Here is a 20,475-nt window from a genome sequence, read left to right as displayed (position 1 = left end):
GGGCACGTCGAGGGCCGCTCCCTTGCCGACCCGACCTCGCCATCGAGGCCCTCCGGGCAGCAGCGGGTGCCCGTCCGGACCGGCGAAAGCCCGGACACCCTCGGTGTTCGAGGTGTCCGGGCGTTGAGAACGGGGCTCGATTCAGCCGTCGCCAGTACCCGTCGTCCGACCCGGCACACGACGCGGAAGCGGCCATTCCCACACCCTCCGGCCAGGGCTCGCGAAACCACCGATCGGCGTCAACTCGGCTGTGGCGTAAGGAAATCGAGATAGTCACCGCAGAAGCGAGCAGAACCCCGTCACTTTCGAAGCGAAGTAGCCGTCCACCGTGCGAGATCGATCGATGACGGTGTGTACTGTGCTCCGAGCGGCTCGCCCGACGGCCCTCGGAACCAGCCCTGCCCGACTGCCCCGAACCGACCTCTGGACCGACTCGATGATCGAATTACCGGACCTGGCCACCGGCGGTCTCGCCGTCGGCATGGTGTCCGCACTCGCCTTGGGCGGCGGGCTGCTGCGCGCACAGCGGCAACTGGCGCGCAGACGCGCCGAGATCGCCGATCTGCGCAGGCAACTCGACGGCGCGGTGCACGCGTTCACCGCCGAGATCGAGCATCTGGCGACCCGGCGTGTCCCGGCCACCGCCCAGCAACTCGCCCACCCGCACGTCCCCGTCCCCGGTCCGCTGCGTCCGCAGACCGCCGCGTCACCGCTGGGCCCGGCCCTGGAGCAGGTCCTGACCGGGCTGCGCACCGAGCTGGCCGGGCAGCGCACACGCATCGACGCGGCCGCGCAGGCCGGTATGCGCGGTGCGACCCGTGAGATCCAGGCGGCCCTGTACCGGCTCCAGGACGCGCTGCGCGGGTTGCAGCAGCGGTACGACGACCCCGAGTTGGCGCAGACCCTGTTCCAACTGGACCACGAGAACGAGCAGTCGCTGCGGCGGGCGCAGGTCGCGGCCGTGGTGTGCGGCGCCTGGGTGGGGCTGGCGCGCGAGGAGTCGCACCTGGTGGACGCGGTGACCGGCGGCCAGTCCCGGCTCGACGGCTACCACCGGGTCCGGATCCACCACCACCTCACCGCGGGCACCGCGCTGGTGTCGCACGCGGTGGAGCCCGTCGCGATCATCGTCGCCGAGCTCGTCGACAACGCCCTGCGGCACTCCGCGCCGGACACCGACGTCGTGGTCAACCTGGAGCACGTCCACCACGGCGTCTGCGTCACGATCGACGACGCGGGCCTCGGCATGACCCAGGACGAACGCGCCCGCGCACAGCGGTTGGTGGCCGGCTCCGAGCCGATTCTGCTGACCGAGCTGGGCGATCCGCCGCGCATGGGCCTCGCCGCGATCGGGCAGCTGACCCGGCAGTTCGACCTGGAAGTCGATCTGTCCTCGCCTTCGCCGTACGGCGGAGTCCGGGCCGTGCTGCGGGTGGACAGCGGGCTGCTCAGCCGTATCGACCCCGACGAGCGGCCGCCCGCCGCCAGCGCACCGCGCTCCACGCGCCCGGCCTCCCGGGACGAGACACAGGTCGTCTCAGGGAACGGGACACCCGGCGCGCCCGACTCCTCGCCGACCGACGCGCCCGCGCCGGTGACCGCCCGGCCTGCCACCTCCTCTCACGGATACGGGCCCGACCACGACGAGGACGGCTCCGGCACCCCGTCCGGCCACCACGGGCCACGGGACACCGGCGGCCTGCCGCAGCGCCGGCGCCGCACACGGGTGTCCGGCGCATCCGGTTCCGCCGACACGCCGGCACCGAGGACCGCGGCACGCGGCGCCGAGCGGGCCGCCGCGGCGCTGGGCGCGCTCCAGGCCGGCACCGCGGCGGCGAGGTCGGCGGCCGGGGAGCCGGTGAACGGCGACGCCTCAGCCGCCGTACCGGAGTCCGCGGGGCCGGAGGGGCGGCGACCGGAAGCGAGCGGGGACGACCCAGACCGAACCGCACATGACCACGAAGGGGGAACGGCCCGATGACCAGCCGCGATGCGGGGGACACCGCATGGGTGCTCGATCCGATCGTGCAGGTGCCGCACGTGGTGGCCGCCGTACTGCTCACCCGGGACGGACTGGTGACCGGGTACACGGACGCGCTCACCCGGCCCACGGCCGAGCGGGTGGCCGCGATCACCAGCACCGTGCAGGGGGCGTGCCGGACGGCCGCGGCGGCCTTCGCCGACCGGGAGGGGGCCGAGGTGCGGCAGGTCGTGATCGAGTCGGACCACGGGTACGTGCTGATCGTGCCGACCGACCACGGCACCTGTGTGGCGGCCTACGGGGACGAGGAGGTGCGCCTGGACCTGCTCGCGCACCGGGTGCACTCGCAGGTGGCGCGGCTGGGTGAGAAGGCGATGGCCGCCGCGGCCAGAGGTACCGACGGCGGCGCGTCGGCATGACGGGGCGCCGTCCCGGCCGCCCCCTGGTTCCCGCGTATCTTTCGACCGGCGGTGTGGCCCGGCCCAGCCGGCCCCAGTTGGAGCGGCTGTCGGTGCTCACGCGCACCGAGGCATCCGCGCCCACGGGTCTGCCCGCCGCCCAACTCGCCCTGCTGGACAACCTGGACGACGGTTCGCTGACGGTCGTGGAGGCCGCCGCGCTGCTGCGGCTGCCGGTGTCCGCCGTGCGTGTCCTGGCGGGCGAACTCATCGACCGGGACCTGGCGTCGGCCCGTCCGCCGATCCCGCCCGCCGAACGCTTCGCCCCCGACCTGCTGGAGAGAGTGGCCGATGGCCTTCGCGCCCTCAAGCACACCTAGCGCCGCGCCCCCGGGCCGGTCCGGGGACGTCCACCTGCCCGACACCGCCCGCGACCTGGTCAAGATCCTGGTCGCCGGGCCGTTCGGCGTGGGCAAGACGACCCTGATCGGTTCCGTCTCCGAGATCCGCCCGCTGCACACCGAGGAGCCGATCAGCGAGGCGTCCGCGCCGCTGGACGATCTCGCCGGGGTGCGGGACAAGGCGACCACCACCGTCGCCGTCGACTTCGGCCGGATCAGCCTGCCCGGCGGGGTCGTGCTGTATCTGTTCGGCACACCCGGGCAGGAGCGGTTCAGGGCGCTGTGGGACGACATCGCCTACGGCGCGCTGGGCGCTCTGGTGCTGGTCGACAGCCGTCGGGTCGACGCGTCGTTCGACGTGCTGGGCCTGGTGGAGGAATCGGCGCTGCCGTACGCCGTCGCCCTGAACGCGTTCCCGGACGCGCCCCGGCACCACACCGTGGAACAACTGCGCGCCGCCCTGGACCTGGCGGCGGACACGCCGATGGTGACGTGTGACGCGCGGGACGCCGACTCGTCCGTCGACGCACTGCTCGCGCTGGTCCAGCATCTGATCGACCGTCACGCTCCGGAGGGCCGTTGACCACCCACTCCCCCGACCGGCAGGCCTTCTCCCGCTCGGCGCCCGTGCGGCTGTGGGAGGACGGCTTCGCACTGGATCCGTACCGCTACTACGACGCCCTGCGCGCCCAGGGACCGGTCGGCTGGGCCGAGTTGGCGCCGGGCGTGCCCGCGTACGTGGTGACCGACCGGCGGGCGGCGCTGGAACTGCTGCACGACACGGACACGTTCTCGCACGACCCGCGCCCGTGGGAGGCCACGGTCGCCGACGACTCGCCGGTCCTCGGCATGATGCGCTGGCGGCCCAACACGCTGTTCGCGGACGGGGCCGCCCACGTCCGGTACCGGACCACCCTGATCGACACCTTCGACCGGATCGAGCCGCACGACCTGCGGGCCCGGGTGCACCGGGCGGTGCGGGTGCTGGTGGGCCGGTTCGGGCCCGAGGGGGAGGCCGATCTGGTGGCCGACTTCGCCCGGCCGCTGATGGCGCTGGTCTTCAACAGCCTCTTCGGGATGCCGGACAGCCAGAGCGACCGGCTCGACACCGCGCTCGGCAAGATGATGGAGGGCGGCGCCGAAGCCGCCGAGGGCGAGGCCGAGTTCGGCGGCTACGTACTGGAGCTCATCGCGGCCAAGACACAGCAGCGCGGCGAGGACCTGCCGAGCCGGCTGCTCGACCACCCCGCCGGGCTCACCCCCGAGGAAGTCACCTGGCAGGTCTTCCTCACCCTCGGCGCCGGGCACGAGCCGACGGCCAACCTGGTGTCCAACGCGCTGTCCCGCATCCTCGGCGACGCGCGCTACTACTCCACCCTCACCAGCGGCGCCCGCCCGGTGACGGACGCGGTGGTGGAGGTGCTCCGCCACGAGACACCGCTGGCCAACTACGGCATCCACTACGCGCGCGGGCCGGTGTCCTTCCACGGCACCTGGCTGAGGGCAGCGGTACCGGTGGTCGTCTCGTACGGGGCGCTCGCGCACTTCGCCGAGAAGGAGAGCACCGGCGACCGGCACCCCCGGGACGCCTCGCACCTGTCCTGGTCGGCCGGTCCGCACGCCTGCCCGGTCCGGCAGCACACGCTGCTCATCGCCACCGAGGCGATCGAGCGGCTCACCCAGTGGCTGCCCGACCTGGAGCCGGTGCTGCCCCGGGCGCTTCTGACCTGGCGTCCCGGCCCCTTCCACCGCTCGCTGACCTCGCTGCCCGTCCGGTTCAGCCCTCGCTCCCCCGACCAGCCAGGAGTTCCGCAGTGACCGTGTCCGACCGTATCGACCGCGTCGCCATCGACCCGTTCGGCGCCGACATCCCCGCCGAGAGCGCCCGGCTGCGGGCCCTCGGCCCGATCGTGCCCGTGGAGCTGCCCGGCGGCATCCCCGCGTGGGCGCCGACGGGCTACGACACGCTCAAGGGACTCATCCTCGATCCCCGGGTCAGCAAGGATCCGCGGCAGCACTGGCGGCTGTGGCCGCAGATCGGGGAACACCCCTCCTGGGGCTGGATCCTGGGCTGGGTGGGCGTGGTCAACATGCTCTCCACGTACGGCACCGACCACACGCGGCTGCGCAAGCTGGTCGCGCCGAGCTTCACCCAGCGGCGCACCGAGGTGATGCGGCCACGGGTGGAGGCGATCACGGCGGAGCTGCTCGACGTCCTCGACAAGGGCGAGGCGGAGGTCGATCTCAAGGCGGGGTTCGCCCATCCCCTGCCGATGCGGATGATCTGTGAACTCTTCGGCGTTCCCGACGAGTTGCAGGAGTCGACCGCGACCCTCATCGCGGCGATCATGGACACCACCGACCCGAGTCCGGAACACGCCGCGTTCGTGCAGGAGCAGATCGGTACGGTGCTGCCCGCGCTGATCGGCTACCGCAGCGAGCACCCCGGGGACGATCTGACCACCGAGCTGATCCGGGTCCGGGACGAGGACGGCGACCGGCTCAGCGACGAGGAACTGCTCTACACCCTGCTGCTGGTGATCGGCGCCGGGTTCGAAACGACGGTCAACCTCATCGGCAACGCGGTCGTCGCCCTGCTGTCCCACCCCGAGCAGCTGGCCTTCGTACGCGCCGGCAAGATCGGCTGGGACGCGGTGATCGACGAGACGCTGCGGGTGCACCCGTCGATCGCGTCGCTGCCGCTGCGGTTCGCGGTGAGCGACATCGAGGTCGGGGACGTCACCGTCGCGGCCGGCGACGCCATCATCACGACGTTCGCCGCCGCGGGCGTGGACCCGGCTCACTACGGCCCGGACGCGGACACCTTCGACGCGTCACGCGGGGCCGACGACCATCTGGCCTTCGGGATCGGTGTGCACCGGTGCATCGGGGCGCCCCTGGCCCGCGTCGAGGCCCTGACGGCGCTGCCCGCGCTCTTCGACCGCTTCCCCGGCATGGAACTGACCGTCGGCGCGGACGAGCTGCGCCAGGTCCCGTCGTTCATCGCGTTCGGCTGGCAGGAGATACCGGTCCGGCTCCGCGGTTGACGCGCTCGGGCACGGGGACCCGACCGGTCCCCCGTTCCGGTCGTGTCCCCGCGGAGAGACGAACCTACGTCTGCGGCGGCCGGATTGGGTATCGCGTCGATGCCCACTGTGCCGCCGGCGGGACTCACCCGTGCACAGATGAGTCCTAAAGGCCCGGTTTCGCACCGTGCAGGGCGGGCTGATCGAGGTCGCCGAGCGCCAGATGCGCGAGGACGACCTCGTACAGGTCGGTGCCGCCGGCCAGGAGCTGGCGTTCGAGGACGGGTTCGGCGCTGCGCACGTGCTCGCGGACGGTCTGGGCGTGGACCCCGAGGGTCTGCGCGGTGCGTTCGGCGTTGCCGCCCGCCGCGATCCAGGTCCGCAGGGTGCGCCGCAGATCCCTGGTGTCCCGGTCCAGCCGGGCGAGGAGGTCCTGCGCCCACGTCCGCATGGCGGGCCCGGACAGCAGGTCGAGGGAGGCGGACGCAGCGTCCCGGGTGCCGGTGCCGACCGGGGCGTCCCCCCGGCTCACCTGGATGTTGAGCGCGAGGTGGACCACGGCCCGGGCGGTCAGATCGGCGAAGTCCGCGCACAGCAGGGACTCCACGCGTTCCATCCGGGCGCGGACGGTGTTGCGGCTGACGCCGAGGATCTTGGCCGCGTTCACGGCGGTGAACTCCAGGCCCAGCCGGGTGGTGGCGAGCAGTTCCGCCCGGGTGTGGTGCGGCAGGGCGTCCAGCGGTCGCAGCAGCCGGTCGGTCCAGTCGCGCAGCGCCACCGGGTCGACGAGGCGCTCGGGGTGGGTGCGTTCGGCGTAGACGGCGGCCTTGTCGGGCCGGAAGTGGGCGACGGCGAGGGCGCTCACGGCCTGTCCGTACGCGGTGGCGGTGCGGGCCAGGCTGTGCCGGGCGCTGCCGCCGAGGAAGGTGCGCGGGCGCGGGCCGATGAGCGAGCGCAGTTCGCGGGCCTCGGCCTCGCCGGGCGTCACGACGATCACATGCTGGTCGACCGCCGGGCACAGCACGACCAGTGCCCGCTCGCCGGTGGCGTCGATGCATTCCTCGGCGAGCCGGTCGCGTTCCTCCACCGTGCCCTCGACCACGTGGACGGACGCGGTGTCCGTGTCCAGCAGGCCGGGCCACAGCCCCGCGGCGACGCGGCGCGCCGAGACGGTGTCCTCCACCATCAGCAGCTGAAGGATCGCCAGCCGCAGGTCGGACGTGGCCTGTTCGAGCCGGAGCCCGGCGGCGGTCGTCTCGTCGGCCCTCAGCAGCAGTTCGATGACCTGGACGGTGTGGGTGACGATGTCGGCGGCGCGCCGGTCGAACGGTGACTCACGGGACACGGCGAGGACGCCCGCCGCCGATGAGTTCGGACACGTCACCCTGACCAGCCGCAGGTGCAGGCCCTGGCCGTCCCAGGCGGCCGAGGCGATGCGGCCGGCGGCGACGGCCTGGACGAGATCGTCGTCGAGCGGCTGCCGGGTGCCGGCGAGGTGCGTGCCGGTGTCGTCCTGGAGCGAGACGACGCCGCGCACGGCGTCCGCCAGCCAGCTGACGACCTGACGGACGTCCCGCCCGTTCGGCCGCAGATGCCCCAGCAACTCCTCCGCCCACGCCGAGCCGTCGGCGTGCCTCATCCCGGCCTGACGGTTTCCGTCCTCTCTGCCAGCCACGTCGGCCTTCACCTCGTCCTGCACCGTTCCACGACGTACCGGTCGGGGACGTTACCTCACGTGTCCATGACCATGGGATGGGCGGGACGCCGACTCGAAGGTCCAGACGTTGCCGGTGTTTCGGCCACCCCGGCGCATGACGGTGCCCAACACGGCGGTGAGGTCGGTCTCGACCTCGGCGAGCAGCTCGGCGCCGAAGACACAGAGTGACTCCTCCCCGGGGTGCCAGAAGGTGCCCAGGCGCAGGTCCGCGGTCAGGTACTGGTGATAGTCGCCCGGTTGGCAGACTGCCCTGGGCCAGGCCGGCGCACCGGTTCCACCGACGCGGTCGGGGTCGAAGACGTAACCCTCGTGGTGCCGGTCGGCGGAGTAGAGCCGCTCGCCTGGGCGGAGGCGGGCGAGCAGGCCGCGCTCGACGATCGCCTGCACCAGCCGGACCGGGTGCTGGTCCGGGAGGTCGGTCGGCCGCCCGACCACGGTGTCGCCGAGGTCGCCCACGTGCCAGGTCACCGAGGCAGCCGGCTCCTCGATACCCGGGTGGTGCGTGAGGCTGGGCCTGAACGAGAACCTCTCCTCGAAGGCGTCCAGCAGAGCGGTGTACTCGGGTTCGGCGAGCAGTGCCCGCACCGGGCGAGTGGTGGCCGGGGTGGATCCGGGCGGCTCCCAGCGATACGTCCGTACGCTCGACACCTCCTCGAACCCCGCTTCGATCAACGCCGCCTTGAGCTCGCTGTCCCCCGTCTCGGCGGCGGCGTGTGTGACGGAGCCGGATGCCCACCGCACCCACTGGGGCAGGAACTCGGGGTGCGGACCGGTCATCCCGTGGATCAGGAGGAAGCCGGCATCCCGCAGCCGCTCGGCCCATCCCACGCCGGTGAGTCGCGTCTCCGACTCCAGCAGCTGCACGTGGACCTGGTGGTACAACCCCACATGGTCGGCCCGCAGTTCCGCGTAGGCCGTGCGGTACCGGCCGCCGCGCGCCGCCATCGCCGCGACCTCGCGGGTCCGGTGGTCGCCGTGACGCAGCCCCCGCACACGGTGGCGCGGCGGGGGCTGCGCACCGACGCTCAGACACGACAGACCGGCGATGAACAGGGACCGTTCGGGTCCGGGGCGGAAGCCGGCCGTGCGCAGGGGTTCGTGCAGTGACACCTCGTCATGGGCGTAGGCCCGTCACTCCACCGGCTCGTTCCGCCCGGCGCACACCTGCTGCTGCCGGCGGATCGATCCGGCCACCTCCGTCGGCGTGGTCGTGCGAGGCAGGGGTGCGTGCCGCACGGTCGCGTGGGTGCCGTAGTGGACGCGCAGGATCGGGCCGTCCTGGGCGAGCACCGCTCCGACGGGCGGGCACGACGGGACATGTCCGCGCACCTGTGCGTCGTACGCCGCCGACAGCGCAGCCATCTCGCCCCCTCCCCCTCCGTTACCCGGGCCGGGGTCATTCTGCTGCCGACCGCACCCGTTCACCAGCGATTTTTCGTCCGCGCGGACCCCCGCCGGACCCGGCCTGCGCGGACGCCGGGCATCCAGGGCATAGGCTCGTCCAATGGCGAAGTACTTCGATGTGCACCCCGACAACCCCCAGCCGCGCACCATCGCCCAGGTGGCCGACAGCATTCGCTCCGGCGCGCTGATCGCGTATCCGACGGACTCCTGTTACGCACTGGGCTGTCGGCTGGGCAGCCGTGACGGCATCGACCGGATCCGGTCGATTCGCCGTCTGGACGACCGGCACCACTTCACCCTCGTCTGCCAGGACTTCGCGCAACTGGGCCAGTTCGTGCGGATCGACAACGACGTGTTCCGGGCGATCAAGGCATCGACGCCGGGCAGCTACACGTTCATCCTGCCCGCGACGAGGGAGGTGCCGCGCATGCTCCAGCATCCGAAGAAGAAGACGGTGGGCGTGCGCATTCCCGACCATGTCGTCACCCAGGCGCTGCTCACGGAGCTCGGGGAGCCACTGCTGTCCAGCACGCTGCTGCTGCCCGACGAGGAGGAGCCGATGACCCAGGGCTGGGAGATCAAGGACCGGCTCGACCACGTGCTGGACGCGGTGGTGGACTCCGGGGACTGCGGCACCGAGCCCACGACGGTGATCGACTTCTCGTCCGGTGAGGCCGAGGTCGTGCGGAAGGGAGCGGGTGACACGTCCCGGTTCGAGTAAAGCCGTGCCCAAGTGGGAGGGGGTGCGGCGGCCGGTTTGGATGGTACGTGCAACCATGCGTGCGGCCCGATTCCGCCGGGTCGGCGACCGGTTCGCCGTGGACTGCGCAGAGAGGCAAGCCCCATGACCTCCGTACAGGGAACAGACGTGGACGTCCCCACCGAGGACGGCGTAGCGGACGCCTACCTCGCTCATCCGGGCGACGGCCCCCACCCCGGTGTCCTCCTCTACCAGGACGCCTTCGGGCTGCGCCCTCATCTCAGCGCGATGGCCGACCGGCTGGCCGGCGCCGGCTACACGGTCCTGGTGCCGAACGTCTTCTACCGGCACGGACGCAGCCCGGTCTTCGACCTGCCCGAGCACATCGACCCCGCCGCGCGGCCGGAGCTGTGGGAGAAGATCGCCCCCGTCATCCAGTCCCTGACACCCGAGCTCGCGATGCGCGACGCCGGTGCCTATCTGCGCTGGATGGCCGAGCGGCCCGAGGTCGCCGACGGTCCGGTCGCCCTCACCGGTTACTGCATGGGCGCGCGGCTCGCGCTGCGGACGGCCGGCGCCTACCCCGACCGGGTGGCGGCCGCGGCCGGTTTCCACGGCGGGCAGTTGGCGACCGACGCGCCGGACAGCCCGCACCTCGCTGCCGAACACATCACGGCCGAGCTGTACTTCGGGCACGCCGACGCGGACCACTCGATGCCGCCCGAGCAGATGGAGCGCCTCGCGACCGCGCTGACCGCGGCCGGCGTCCGCCACCAGTACGAGGTCTACGAGGGCGCGCACCACGGCTACACGCAGGCCGACACCAGCGCGTACGACCACGGCGCCGACGAGCGGCACTGGGAGGCGTTGCTCGATCTGCTGAAGCGGACTTTCTGAGTCCGCGGGGCACGGTCCGCCGGAACTCCGACCGCGCCCGCGATGCCTGCGTGTCCGGGTCGGCGTCACCGGGTCCACGGCATGCGGTCGTTGGACGACGGTGGGGCCTGCCCCAGCGGTCTTCGCGGGTTGTCCCCAGTGACCCCGGCGACCGGCCCTCGACACACTCGACCCATGAGGACCCCATCGAGCCCGAGGATCATGTCCGTGCTGCTGCTGGTGGTCGGGGCGCTGCTCCTGCCCGGCCCGCCGGCGGTCGCCGACTCGCGCGAGAGCCGGCTCCAGCGTGACCTGGACGCGTTGCGCGACCTGGGCGTCACCGGGGCGCTCGCGCGTCTGGAGACCGACGTCGGTGCCGAGACCGTGCGCAGCGGCGTGGCCGAACTCGAAACCGCCCGCCCCGTGCCGGAGGATCCGTTCCTGCGCGCCGGCAGTGTGACGAAGACCTTCGTGGCCACCGTGGTGCTGCAACTGGTCGCGGAGGGAAGGCTGTCGCTGTCCGACTCCGTGGAGCGGTGGCTGCCGGGGGTCGTGACCGGCAACGGCAACGACGGCCGCCGGATCACCGTACGGCAGCTGCTGCGGCAGACCAGCGGGCTCCACGACTACGCCGGTGACATCTACCCGACGCTCACCACGCCCGAGGACTACCGGCGCAACCGTTGGCGAACCGCCCGCCCCGACGAGCTCGTCGCGACGGCGATGCGGCACGCGCCCGCGGAGCAGACCTGGGCCTACTCCAACACGAACTACGTCCTCGCCGGGATGCTGATCAGGTCCGTCACCGGCCAGGACTGGACCACCGAGGTCCAGGAGCGGATCGTCGGGCCGCTGCGGCTGCGGCACACCACCACGCCCGGCACCTGGCCGTTCCTCCCCCACCCGCACGCCCACAACTACCAGCAGTGGACGCCCGGCGGCCCGCTGGTCGACACCACGATCGCGGTGCGGGCCCTGGACAGCGGGGCGGACGGGTCGATCGTCAGCACGGCCGAGGACCTGAACGACTTCATCGCGGCGCTGATCGGCGGCCGGCTGCTGCCAGCGGCCCAACTCGCCGACATGCGGAGCCTGGTGGACATCCCGAGCGATCCACGGGGGCACACCGGATACGGGCTCGGGCTGTACTACCACCCCCTGCCGTGCGGCGGTGGCTCCTGGACCCACGGTGGCAACGGCTTCGGCTACAACGTCGAGGTGGTGGCGAGCGACGACGGCTCCCGGCGGCTGACCGTCGCGGAGTTCAGCCGGTCGTTCGACCCCGCAACGGAGGACGTACGAGCGGCGGCGCGGCGGACGCTGATCGAGCGCGCGCTGTGCGACTAGACCTCACACGGTCCCGTGGTCCGGCAGCCGCTGTCACATTCGCCGGGCCGCCGGTGTCTTCATGTCGAACTCGCTGACATACAAGGAGGACACCATGGCGCTTCGCCTTCCGAAGGCCGAGCTTCCCGTCGAGCTCAAGGAGAACCTGATCGAACAGCTCGGGGCCGTGCCCGAGAACATCGAGGTGGTGTGGCACAGCCCCGAAGTCGCGCAGGACAACCTGGAGTTCGGCGGCAAGGTGGGCGCGTGGAAGGCGGCTGACGCGAGCCTGAAGACGTTCGCGCACATGGCCGTCGCCGCGCAGGTCGGGTGCAGCTGGTGCCTCGACGTCGGCTACTTCCAGGCGCGGAACGAGAATCTGGACCTCGGCAAGGCGAGCCAGGTGCCGATCTGGCGCGAGTCCGAGGTGTTCACGCCGCTGGAGCGGGACGTGATGGGGTATGCCGAGGCCATGACGAACACACCGCCGACCGTGACCGACGAGCAGTACGCGACGCTCCTGGAGCGGCTCGGCGCGGCGGCGATGGTCGAGCTCACGGCGTACATCGCGTTCGTCAATCTCGCGACGCGGGCCAACGTGGCGAACGGCGTCACATCGCAGGGCTTCTCCCACGCGTGCGAGATCCCGCTCACGGCACGGCCCGGCAAGTCCGGTGCGACGTCGGCGTGATGACCGGGGATCCCTTCGTCGCCCACCGCAGCCTGCTCTTCACGCTCGCCTACGAGATGCTCGGCTCGGCGGCCGACGCGGAGGACGTGTTGCAGGAGTCCTGGCTGCGGTGGGCCGAGGTCGACCAGGCGCAGGTCCGTGACCCGCGCGCGTACCTCGTGAGGACCGTCACCCGGCAGGCGCTGAACCGGCTGCGGTCGCTGGCCCGCAGCCGCGAGGAATACGTCGGCGAATGGCTGCCGGAGCCGCTGCTCACCAGTCCCGACGTCGCCGAGGACGTCGAACTCGCGGAGAGCGTCTCGATCGCGATGCTGACCGTGCTGGAGACGCTCGGGCCGGTGGAACGGGCGGTGTTCGTGCTCCGCGAGGTCTTCGACCTGCCGCACGGCGAGATCGCCGAGGCCGTCGGCAGGTCCGCGCCGGCGGTGCGGCAGATCGCGCGGCGGGCCCGCGAGCGCGTGGCTGCCCGGCGGCCCCGGGTGCGCGTGAGCCGGTCGGAGCAGCAGGCCGTGCTGGACCGGTTCCTGGCCGCGCTGCGCACCGGTCGGTTGCAGGACCTCATGGAGGTCATGGCGCCCGATGTGGTCCTGATCGCCGACGGCGGCGGAGAGGCAGCCGCCGCGTCGGCTCCGGTCCACGGGGCCGAGCTCGTGGCGAGGCTGCTGGCGCGCTCGGACCGGTCCGCGTTCTCGACCACGGCCGTGTGGCTCAACGGCGCGCCCGCGGCACGGGTGGAGACCGACGGCCGGTCGGCCGCGGTGAGCCTCGTGGTCGAGCACGGCCGGGTGACCCGCATCTACGCGACGGCGAACCCGCGCAAGCTGACACGGCTGGAGGAGCTGGTCGAGCTCACCAGGTGATCCGGAGGCGGCGTCGCGTGGTGGGTGTTCCGGGCGGCGCGCAACGTCCGGGACGCTCACCCCGTAGGCCGTTCCCGGTGTGCGGCAGCGGCCGATGTCGTGCGGATGACATGCGACCCCCTTGGCGGGGGAGCAAGCTGGAGGCGCACCCGCCCGCAGCACGAGCCCCATGGGGAGGCAACGGATGACCTCGATGGCGAACCTGCCGGACGTGGTGTCGCGTGCGCAGTGGACGGCGGCCCGCAGGGAGCTGCTGGCCAAGGAGAAGGAGCTCACGCGGGCGCGCGACCGGGTCAACGCCGAGCGGCGGCGGCTGCCGATGGTCCGCGTCGACAAGCCGTACGCCTTCGAGGGGCCCAGCGGGAAGGTCGGTCTGCTCGATCTCTTCGAGGGACGGCCCCAGCTCGTCATGCACCACTTCATGTGGACGTACGACATCGACGCCGACGGCACCGAGCACCCCCGCGACACGGGCTGCACCAGCTGTTCCTCGGCGGCCGACCAGATCCCGGCCTCGCTGCGGCAGCTGAACGTCCGCAACACCACGCTGGTCGCGGTCACCCGGGCGCCGTACGGGAAGCTCGCCGCCTACCGCGAGCGGATGGGGTGGACGTTCCCCTGGTACTCCTCGGCCGGCAGCCACTTCAACTACGACTTCCATGCGACCGTCGACGAACGCGTCGCCCCGGTGCAGGTCGCCCATCGCACCGCTTCCGAGCTCGCCGAGGCGGGAGAGCCGTGGGAGGAGTGGATGCGGGGCGACTATCCGGGAATCAGCGCGTTTCTGCGCGTGGGGGACGAGGTGTTCCACACGTACTCCACGTTCGGCCGGGGCATCGAGGAGTTCCACAACGGCTACCCGTGGCTCGACCTCACCCCGCTCGGCCGCCAGGAGGAGTGGGAGGAACCCCGGGGCCGCGCACAGCCGCTGGGACTCCAGGTCGGCGGGCCGGGATTGCTGCCGCCCGACGAGTACGACGTCTGAGCATGGCGAGGAGCGACGTCGCCGGGGGCCGGGGCCTCGCCGTTCGCCGGGGGTGGCGGGCGTGTCTGCTCGGCGGTGCCGTGTTCGCCGTGGGCATGGCCGGCACCACGCTGCCGACCCCGCTCTACGGCCACTACCAGGACAAGTTCGGGTTCTCCGAGCTGACGGTCACCATCGTGTACGCCGTGTACGCCTTCGGAGTCATCGGTGTCCTGCTGCTCGCGGGCAACGTCTCGGACGTCGTGGGCAGACGTCCGGTCATCATGGCGGCCCTGGGGTTCGCCGCCGCCAGCGCCGTCTGCTTCCTCCTCGCCACCGCACTCGGCTGGCTGTACGTGGGCCGGCTGCTGTCGGGACTGTCCGCCGGTCTGCTCACCGGAGCCGCCACCGCCTATGTGATGGAGCTGGCGCCTCCTGAGGGCGCCGCCCGCGCCACCTTCGTCGCGACCGCCGCCAACATGGGTGGCCTGGGCTGCGGTCCGCTGCTCGCCGGCGTGCTGGCGCAGTACGCTTCCTGGCCGCTGTATCTGCCGTTCGCCGTGCATCTCGCCCTGGTGGTCTGCTCGGCGGCCGTCGTGCTGCGGCTGCCGGAGACCGTCGGGGAGCGGCGCCCGCTGAACACCGTACGGCCGCAAGGGGCGAGTCTGCCGCCGCAGGTCCGGTCGGTCTTCGGACCGGCGGCCACCGCGTCGTTCGTGGGGTTCGCCCTGTTCGGGGTGTTCACGTCGGTCAGCCCGGCGTTCCTCGCGGAGTCCCTGCACGAGCGCAACCACGCCGTGAGCGGACTGGTCGTGGCGCTGGCGTTCTTCGCCTCGACCGCCGGGCAACTGGCCGTCGGCCGCGTCGGGGTGAGCCGGTCGCTGCCGCTGGGCTGTGCCGCGCTCCTCGCCGGGCTGGCGCTGCTGGCGGGCGCGCTGTTCTGGGAGCTGCTGTCCTTGGTGGTGGCGAGCGCGCTCGTCGGCGGCGCCGGTCAGGGGCTGTCGTTCCGCGCGGCGCTGTCCTCGGTGGCCGGTGCGTCCCCGGCGGACCGGCGGGCCGCGGTCATCTCGACCTTGTTCGTGGTCGCGTACTGCGGCATCTCGCTCCCGGTCGTCGGGGTGGGGGTGCTGACGGGTCCCATCGGTCTGGAGGGCGCGGGGCTGGTGTTCATCGCCTGTATGACGGTCCTGGTCGCGACGGCGGCCGGGTATCTGCTGCGGCGGCCGGTGCCGTCGGCCGGTCGGTCGGCCTAGGGCCTGTCGTTTGGATCAGGTCGGCTGAGAGGGACTGCGCCTCTCGGCCGAGCCGAGCGGGGTCTGGTGCGTGCAGCTGCAAGGCGGAGGAGGGAGTCGACGCGGAGCGTCGGCGAGTGACGACAACGCGGCAGATGTGCGCACCAGACCCCGCGACGCCGGCATGATCCAAACGACAGGCCCTAGCTGTCCGGCAGGGCGGCGAGCCAGTCGAGGAGCAGGCGGTTGGTCTCCTTCGGGCGTTCCTGCTGGATCCAGTGCCCGCAGTCGTCGAGGACGTGCGAGGAGACCAGGCCGGGCAGGGTGGTGGGGTAGGAGTCGATCGCGTCGGCCAGCCAGGTGGTGGAGGCGTCCAGGGCACCGCCGAGGAACAGGGAGGGCTGGGTGACGGGGGCGCCGGCGTGGGCGGCGAGGTCGGTCCAGTCCCGGTCCATGTTCCGGTAGCGGTTCAGGGCTCCGGTCATGCCGGTGCGTTCGAACTCCCCGGCGTAGATGTCCAGGTCCGACTCGTCGAGCCAGGCGGGCAGGCGTCCGGCGGGGAAACGGTCGCGCAGGGTGCCGCCGGGAGTGACGAAGTGCGGGTCGGGGGCCCCGGGGGCAGGCATGGTGTCGGCGGACAGGGCGGCGTAGAAGCCGGCGAGCCAGCCCCGCACGTCGGGCTCGATCTCCGCCTCGGCCCGGCCGGGCTGCTGGAAGTAGGAGACGTAGAACTCCTCGGGGCCGCCCATCCGCGCGAACACCTCGCTCGGCCTCGGTCCGCCGGGCGGGGTGTAGGGCACGCTCAGCAGCCCTACCGCGCGGAACACATCGGGGCGCAGCAGTGCGGAGGCGGCGGCGATGTTGGCGCCCCAGTCGTGCCCGACGATGACGGCGGACCGCTCGCCGAGCGCGTCCACGACGGCGACGTTGTCCGCCACCAGCTCCAGCATCCGGTAGGCGTCCTCCGGCCCGGGCCTGGAGGACCGGCCGTAGCCCCGCACGTCCAGGGCGACCGCCCGGTATCCGGCCGCCGCCAGCGCCGGCAGCTGGTGGCGCCAGGAGTACCAGCACTCGGGGAAGCCGTGCACGAGGAGAACGAGGGGGCCCGTCCCCTGCTCGGCGAGATGGAGCCGGCCGGCGGGTGCGGGCACCAGTCGGTGGGTGATGTCCGCTTCCGGGTGGGCTGGGTGCGGCATGTTTCCTCCGGTTTCCTACGGGCTGCGCGGGTGCCGCCATCCTGCTCGGGCCCGGCGGAGCTTCGCGAGGCTCTTTGCCGGTTCGGCAAAGTCGTGCCGGTCTGCCGACTCAGGATCCGGCGCGTGCCGACAGGGCCCGGCGCAGGCTCCGGGCCAGGCGGCCGGCGATCGTGCCGTCCGGGTCGAGACGGGGGTTGAAGATCGTCACGTCGAGCCCTACGGCGGCGGGGTCGCCCAGTGCCGTGGTCAGCACGATCTCCAGTTCCTCCCAGGTCAGCCCGTCCGGCTGCCGGTAGTCGACGGCGGGCATGATCGCGTCGTCCAGGACATCGACGTCGAGGTGCACCCAGAACCCGTCGTTCGGTCCGGCGGTGAGCCGTTCGACGGCCCGCCGCGCCGCCGTGGCCGCACCGGACGCGCGCACGGCGTCGAGGTCGGCCGTGTGCAGTTCGGCGGGCAACGGCTGCATTCCGGCCCCGGCGGACTCGTCGGCGTCGCGGAAGCCGAACGCGACGACGTCCTCGTCCCTCAGCAGCGGGCCGCGCCCCTCCAGGTCGGTGAGCAGCCGGGGGCCACGCCCCGTGGCCAGGGCGAGTTCCATCGAGGCCGCTTCGCCGTTCGGCTCCGCCGAGGGCTGGTAGAAGTCGGTGTGCCCGTCGAGGAACAGCAGTCCCGGACGTCCACGGCGGCGCAGGGCGAGGAGGTTGCCGAGCAGGACGGTGCAGTCCCCGCCGAGGACGACCGGGAACCGGCCCCCGTCGACGGCGTCCGCGACGGCGTCGGCCAGGCGGACGGAGTACTCCGCGATGCCGTGGGGATTGAGCACGCCGGTCGTGGCGTCCCTCGTCGGGTCGTACGGCGGCGGCTCGACCCTTCCGGCCCGTACCGCGTCGAGATCGGTGAGCAGTCCGGCCCCCAGCAGCGCGGCCGGCAGTTCCTGGACCCCGGACGGGCGCAGGCCCAGCACGGACGGCGCTTCGATGATCACCAGTTCCCGCATGCCCGGCCCCTTCCACTGCCTTCGGCGTACGTCTTCCACCCTCCCGCTACCGGAACCGGGTCGCCATATGGCCGAATCTCGTCCCTGCGCGGCCGAAGTTGACTCACGGTAATGAAGAATTCAACTGCAACTGACAGCAAAGGCTTGCTTCACTCCCCCCACACCGTCCACATTTGCTCCACAACTGGCCATGGCTCTGGGGGGAGTTGGCTTATGCAAGGCACGGTTGACGGGTTCCGCTACGGTGCGGTGACCCCGGTGGCGGCCTATCTGATGGCCTGCCTGGGCGGGGCGTTGGGGCTGCGGTGCATCGTGCGGTCCCTGGTCGGCGAACGGTCGTGGAAGCCGGGTTGGCTGGCGCTGGGCGCCGTGGCGATCGGTTGCGGCATCTGGACCATGCACTTCATCGCCATGATCGGCTTCCAGGTCGAGGAGACCCGGATCGGCTACGACACCGGGCTCACGGTGCTCAGTCTCGCCGTGGCGATCGTCGTCGTGGGCATCGGCGTGTTCATGGTGGGCTACCGGGGCGCGGGAAGGAGCGCGCTGACCGGCGCCGGCATCACCACGGGGCTCGGTGTGGCGGCCATGCACTACCTCGGCATGGCGGCGCTGCGCCTCGACGGCGACATCCGGTACGACGCGCTCACCGTCGGACTGTCCGTCCTGATCGCGATCGTCGCCGCGACCGCCGCGCTGTGGGCTGCCGTCACCGTCCGCGGCTTCCTGGCCAGTCTGGGGGCGAGCCTGGTCATGGGCGTGGCCGTCTCCGGGATGCACTACACGGGCATGGCGGCCGTCAGCGTGCACGTCCACGGCACGACCGGCGGGTCCTGGGCGGGTGAGTCGCCCAGTTCGCTGCTGCTCCCCATGCTGTTGGGGCCCGTCATCTTCCTGGTGCTGGCCGGAGTGGTCGTGATGTTCGATCCGCTCCTGGTGCTGGGCGACGGCGAGTGGAGCCGCCCGGGCATGGGCCGCCGGGCCGATGCGGACACAGCCACGGGGCAACCGCCCGGCCGGGTACGGGTGTTGAACGACCGGCCCGACAACCGGCGTATCCGCGGCGTGACGTACGCCCGCGAACGGTGACGCCAGGGAGGAGGGGGCGGGCGACGCGCCGCGTTCCCGCTCCCCCTCTCGGCGTTCTCTAGATCATTGTTACGGTGCACCGGTGTCTGACTCCTCACGCGATACCGCCGAAGGCGCCGGCTGGGGCGCCACCGAACTCGGCACGTACCAGCGGCTGATGCCGCCCCAGGTCGAGAAGATCTCCTGGCTCAACCCCAAGTTGCTGTGGGCCGCGCGCAACGGTGTGCTGGCGTCCTGGTTCGGGGACCCCACGGGCCGCACCCGAAGCCGCTGGGTGGCCCAGCGGGCGGCAGCCGGAGCGCCCGCCGACAAGGTGATCCGACGGGACGACCCCGACCGGTTCTCCTTCCTCGTCATCGGTGACACCGGAGAGGGCGACGACTCCCAGTACGCCGTCGTGCCAGGGCTTTTGAAGGTGGGGCAGGACACCAGGTTCACGGTCCTCGCCAGTGATGTGATCTATCCCGTCGGCAGCGCCGACGACTACGGCCCCAAGTTCTTCCGCCCGTACCAGGACTACCAGGCTCCCATCTACGCGATACCGGGCAACCACGACTGGTACGAGGACCTGGGCGCGTTCATGCGCGTCTTCTGCGACGACGCCCCGGCCCTCGAACCGGAGCCCGCGGCACGCCCGCTGAGCCGGGCCTGGCTGCGGCGACTGCTGTGGCACCACCCCCGCAAGGGCGACGGTCAACGCCTGGACCAGGCACGGCAGTTGCGGTCCGAGGCCGGTCAGCGGGCGGTCCAGCCCGGGCCGTACTGGGCGATCGACGCCGGGCCGCTCCGGATCATCGGTCTCGACACGGGGCTGCTCGGCACGATCGACGCCGAACAGGGTGCGTGGCTGCGTGAGGTGTCGAAGGACCCACGCCCGAAGATCCTCGTCACCGGCTCGCCCCTGTACGTGGACGGTGAGCACCATCCCTGTGCGATCGAGGGCGGCGGCACCGTCGACGAGATCGTCCGTGACCCGGCCCACCGCTATGTCGCGGCGATCGGCGGCGACATCCACAACTACCAGCGCTACCCGGTCGACGTCGACGGCCGCACGATCCAGTACGTGGTCTCGGGCGGCGGCGGCGCGTTCACGCACGCCACCCACACCATCCCCCGGGTCGACGTAGAGAACGTCACCGAGAAGGAGTTCCGCTGCTATCCGCTGCGCGGCGACTCCCTGGCCTTCTACAGCAGGCTCTACGGCCGCCGACTGCGCCTGCGCCGCTTCTTCACCCTCAGCGAGGCACAGGCCACGGCCGTCATCGCGGAACGGCTGGAGATCCAACCGGGGCGTGCCGCACCCCCGGACGCCCGCATCACCTGGCGCACCCGGCTGGTCGCGGGCCTGCTCGGCACCGGCCGCCGGCCCGACCGGGCGAAGCGGTTCCGCCTGCCCGTGCGCAAGATTCACACCCAGCTGTTCTCCCCGAGCTCGGCGACGTACAGCCCGCCGTTCTTCAAGCAGTTCCTCCGCCTGGACGTCACCCCGGAGGCCGTCCATCTGCGCTGCTACGCGGCGACGGGGGCCCTCGCGCAGGAGGTGGACCCGCCGGTCGAGGACGAGGTGACGATCCCCTTGATCTGACCGCGGGCGGCGGTCAGATCAAGGGTCGG

Annotated in this window: 20 protein-coding genes; 15 read left to right on the top strand and 5 right to left on the bottom strand. The window is 72.1% G+C overall.

Features of this window, described 5'->3' with window-relative positions; translation table 11 throughout:
- Positions 1-436: 436 nt before the first annotated feature.
- From ACIQWG_RS04870 to ACIQWG_RS04845, 6 genes are read left to right on the top strand one after another with little or no spacing between them, the layout of a single operon-like run.
- Positions 437-1,981, top strand: a complete 1,545-nt coding sequence (locus ACIQWG_RS04870; protein ID WP_404090209.1) for an ATP-binding protein — start codon at positions 437-439, stop codon at positions 1,979-1,981.
- Positions 1,978-2,400: a roadblock/LC7 domain-containing protein gene (locus ACIQWG_RS04865; RefSeq protein ID WP_404090207.1), complete on the top strand. Its 423-nt coding sequence runs from the start codon at positions 1,978-1,980 to the stop codon at positions 2,398-2,400. The genes ACIQWG_RS04870 and ACIQWG_RS04865 overlap by 4 nt, the downstream gene beginning before the upstream one ends.
- A complete protein-coding gene (locus ACIQWG_RS04860; RefSeq protein WP_404090205.1) occupies positions 2,397-2,759 on the top strand; it encodes a DUF742 domain-containing protein in 363 nt (120 codons plus the stop codon). The genes ACIQWG_RS04865 and ACIQWG_RS04860 overlap by 4 nt, the downstream gene beginning before the upstream one ends.
- Complete coding sequence (locus ACIQWG_RS04855; RefSeq protein ID WP_404090203.1) at positions 2,731-3,363, top strand: GTP-binding protein; 633 nt, start codon at positions 2,731-2,733, stop codon at positions 3,361-3,363. Before ACIQWG_RS04860 ends, ACIQWG_RS04855 begins: the two co-directional genes overlap by 29 nt.
- The gene (locus ACIQWG_RS04850; RefSeq protein WP_404090201.1) at positions 3,360-4,598 is read left to right on the top strand and encodes a cytochrome P450; all 1,239 of its coding nucleotides are present in this window, start codon (positions 3,360-3,362) and stop codon (positions 4,596-4,598) included. The genes ACIQWG_RS04855 and ACIQWG_RS04850 overlap by 4 nt, the downstream gene beginning before the upstream one ends.
- A complete protein-coding gene (locus tag ACIQWG_RS04845; RefSeq protein WP_404090199.1) occupies positions 4,595-5,827 on the top strand; it encodes a cytochrome P450 in 1,233 nt (410 codons plus the stop codon). The genes ACIQWG_RS04850 and ACIQWG_RS04845 overlap by 4 nt, the downstream gene beginning before the upstream one ends.
- 145 nt (positions 5,828-5,972) lie before the next feature.
- Here the strand turns inward: ACIQWG_RS04845 and ACIQWG_RS04840 are convergent, their stop codons facing one another.
- Genes ACIQWG_RS04840 through ACIQWG_RS04830 form a run of 3 tightly spaced genes read right to left on the bottom strand, consistent with a single transcriptional unit; the run spans position 5,973 to position 8,885 of the window.
- A complete protein-coding gene (locus ACIQWG_RS04840) occupies positions 5,973-7,481 on the bottom strand; it encodes a helix-turn-helix domain-containing protein (RefSeq protein ID WP_404090197.1) in 1,509 nt (502 codons plus the stop codon).
- Positions 7,482-7,532: 51 nt separating this feature from the next.
- A complete protein-coding gene (locus ACIQWG_RS04835; protein ID WP_404090195.1) occupies positions 7,533-8,633 on the bottom strand; it encodes a DUF2716 domain-containing protein in 1,101 nt (366 codons plus the stop codon).
- Positions 8,634-8,654: 21 nt separating this feature from the next.
- Complete coding sequence (locus ACIQWG_RS04830) at positions 8,655-8,885, bottom strand: hypothetical protein (RefSeq protein ID WP_404090194.1); 231 nt, start codon at positions 8,883-8,885, stop codon at positions 8,655-8,657.
- 142 nt (positions 8,886-9,027) lie between these two features.
- On the opposite strand from ACIQWG_RS04830, the gene ACIQWG_RS04825 reads away from it, so the two are divergent.
- From ACIQWG_RS04825 to ACIQWG_RS04795, 7 genes are all read left to right on the top strand, one after another.
- Positions 9,028-9,648 carry an L-threonylcarbamoyladenylate synthase gene (locus ACIQWG_RS04825; RefSeq protein WP_404090192.1) on the top strand — a complete coding sequence of 207 codons (621 nt, stop codon included), beginning with the start codon at positions 9,028-9,030 and terminating at the stop codon, positions 9,646-9,648.
- 123 nt (positions 9,649-9,771) lie between these two features.
- Complete coding sequence (locus ACIQWG_RS04820) at positions 9,772-10,524, top strand: dienelactone hydrolase family protein (protein ID WP_404090191.1); 753 nt, start codon at positions 9,772-9,774, stop codon at positions 10,522-10,524.
- A 174-nt stretch (positions 10,525-10,698) separates the two neighbouring features.
- Positions 10,699-11,850, top strand: a complete 1,152-nt coding sequence (locus tag ACIQWG_RS04815) for a serine hydrolase domain-containing protein (protein WP_404090189.1) — start codon at positions 10,699-10,701, stop codon at positions 11,848-11,850.
- A 94-nt stretch (positions 11,851-11,944) separates the two neighbouring features.
- Positions 11,945-12,520 carry a carboxymuconolactone decarboxylase family protein gene (locus ACIQWG_RS04810; RefSeq protein WP_404090187.1) on the top strand — a complete coding sequence of 192 codons (576 nt, stop codon included), beginning with the start codon at positions 11,945-11,947 and terminating at the stop codon, positions 12,518-12,520.
- Positions 12,520-13,380, top strand: a complete 861-nt coding sequence (locus tag ACIQWG_RS04805) for an RNA polymerase sigma-70 factor (RefSeq protein ID WP_404090185.1) — start codon at positions 12,520-12,522, stop codon at positions 13,378-13,380. Before ACIQWG_RS04810 ends, ACIQWG_RS04805 begins: the two co-directional genes overlap by 1 nt.
- Positions 13,381-13,564: 184 nt before the next feature.
- Complete coding sequence (locus ACIQWG_RS04800) at positions 13,565-14,365, top strand: DUF899 domain-containing protein (RefSeq protein WP_404090183.1); 801 nt, start codon at positions 13,565-13,567, stop codon at positions 14,363-14,365.
- 2 nt (positions 14,366-14,367) lie between these two features.
- Positions 14,368-15,597 carry an MFS transporter gene (locus ACIQWG_RS04795; RefSeq protein WP_404090181.1) on the top strand — a complete coding sequence of 410 codons (1,230 nt, stop codon included), beginning with the start codon at positions 14,368-14,370 and terminating at the stop codon, positions 15,595-15,597.
- Positions 15,598-15,779: 182 nt separating this feature from the next.
- Here ACIQWG_RS04795 and ACIQWG_RS04790 read toward each other — a convergent pair whose 3' ends face one another.
- The gene (locus ACIQWG_RS04790; RefSeq protein WP_404090179.1) at positions 15,780-16,772 is read right to left on the bottom strand and encodes an alpha/beta hydrolase; all 993 of its coding nucleotides are present in this window, start codon (positions 16,770-16,772) and stop codon (positions 15,780-15,782) included.
- 109 nt (positions 16,773-16,881) lie between these two features.
- Positions 16,882-17,772: an arginase family protein gene (locus ACIQWG_RS04785; protein ID WP_404090177.1), complete on the bottom strand. Its 891-nt coding sequence runs from the start codon at positions 17,770-17,772 to the stop codon at positions 16,882-16,884.
- A 213-nt stretch (positions 17,773-17,985) separates the two neighbouring features.
- On the opposite strand from ACIQWG_RS04785, the gene ACIQWG_RS04780 reads away from it, so the two are divergent.
- The gene (locus ACIQWG_RS04780; RefSeq protein WP_404090175.1) at positions 17,986-18,861 is read left to right on the top strand and encodes an MHYT domain-containing protein; all 876 of its coding nucleotides are present in this window, start codon (positions 17,986-17,988) and stop codon (positions 18,859-18,861) included.
- 82 nt (positions 18,862-18,943) lie between these two features.
- Positions 18,944-20,446: a metallophosphoesterase family protein gene (locus tag ACIQWG_RS04775; protein WP_404090173.1), complete on the top strand. Its 1,503-nt coding sequence runs from the start codon at positions 18,944-18,946 to the stop codon at positions 20,444-20,446.
- Positions 20,447-20,475 lie beyond the last annotated feature (29 nt).

The sequence above is a fragment of the Streptomyces sp. NPDC098781 genome (assembly GCF_044759995.1).
Lineage (GTDB): Bacteria > Actinomycetota > Actinomycetes > Streptomycetales > Streptomycetaceae > Streptomyces.
The sequence above is the reverse complement of the archived record's forward strand: the minus strand, read 5'-3'. Positions and strand labels throughout refer to the sequence as shown.

Coding starts and splice junctions, on each gene's coding strand:
- ACIQWG_RS04870 (WP_404090209.1), top strand. CDS start 437: ATGATCGAATTACCGGACCTGGCCACCGGCGGTCTCGCCGTCGGCATG.
- ACIQWG_RS04865 (WP_404090207.1), top strand. CDS start 1,978: ATGACCAGCCGCGATGCGGGGGACACCGCATGGGTGCTCGATCCGATC.
- ACIQWG_RS04860 (WP_404090205.1), top strand. CDS start 2,397: ATGACGGGGCGCCGTCCCGGCCGCCCCCTGGTTCCCGCGTATCTTTCG.
- ACIQWG_RS04855 (WP_404090203.1), top strand. CDS start 2,731: ATGGCCTTCGCGCCCTCAAGCACACCTAGCGCCGCGCCCCCGGGCCGG.
- ACIQWG_RS04830 (WP_404090194.1), bottom strand. CDS start 8,885: ATGGCTGCGCTGTCGGCGGCGTACGACGCACAGGTGCGCGGACATGTC.
- ACIQWG_RS04825 (WP_404090192.1), top strand. CDS start 9,028: ATGGCGAAGTACTTCGATGTGCACCCCGACAACCCCCAGCCGCGCACC.
- ACIQWG_RS04820 (WP_404090191.1), top strand. CDS start 9,772: ATGACCTCCGTACAGGGAACAGACGTGGACGTCCCCACCGAGGACGGC.
- ACIQWG_RS04815 (WP_404090189.1), top strand. CDS start 10,699: ATGAGGACCCCATCGAGCCCGAGGATCATGTCCGTGCTGCTGCTGGTG.
- ACIQWG_RS04810 (WP_404090187.1), top strand. CDS start 11,945: ATGGCGCTTCGCCTTCCGAAGGCCGAGCTTCCCGTCGAGCTCAAGGAG.
- ACIQWG_RS04805 (WP_404090185.1), top strand. CDS start 12,520: ATGACCGGGGATCCCTTCGTCGCCCACCGCAGCCTGCTCTTCACGCTC.
- ACIQWG_RS04800 (WP_404090183.1), top strand. CDS start 13,565: ATGACCTCGATGGCGAACCTGCCGGACGTGGTGTCGCGTGCGCAGTGG.
- ACIQWG_RS04795 (WP_404090181.1), top strand. CDS start 14,368: ATGGCGAGGAGCGACGTCGCCGGGGGCCGGGGCCTCGCCGTTCGCCGG.
- ACIQWG_RS04790 (WP_404090179.1), bottom strand. CDS start 16,772: ATGCCGCACCCAGCCCACCCGGAAGCGGACATCACCCACCGACTGGTG.
- ACIQWG_RS04785 (WP_404090177.1), bottom strand. CDS start 17,772: ATGCGGGAACTGGTGATCATCGAAGCGCCGTCCGTGCTGGGCCTGCGC.
- ACIQWG_RS04780 (WP_404090175.1), top strand. CDS start 17,986: ATGCAAGGCACGGTTGACGGGTTCCGCTACGGTGCGGTGACCCCGGTG.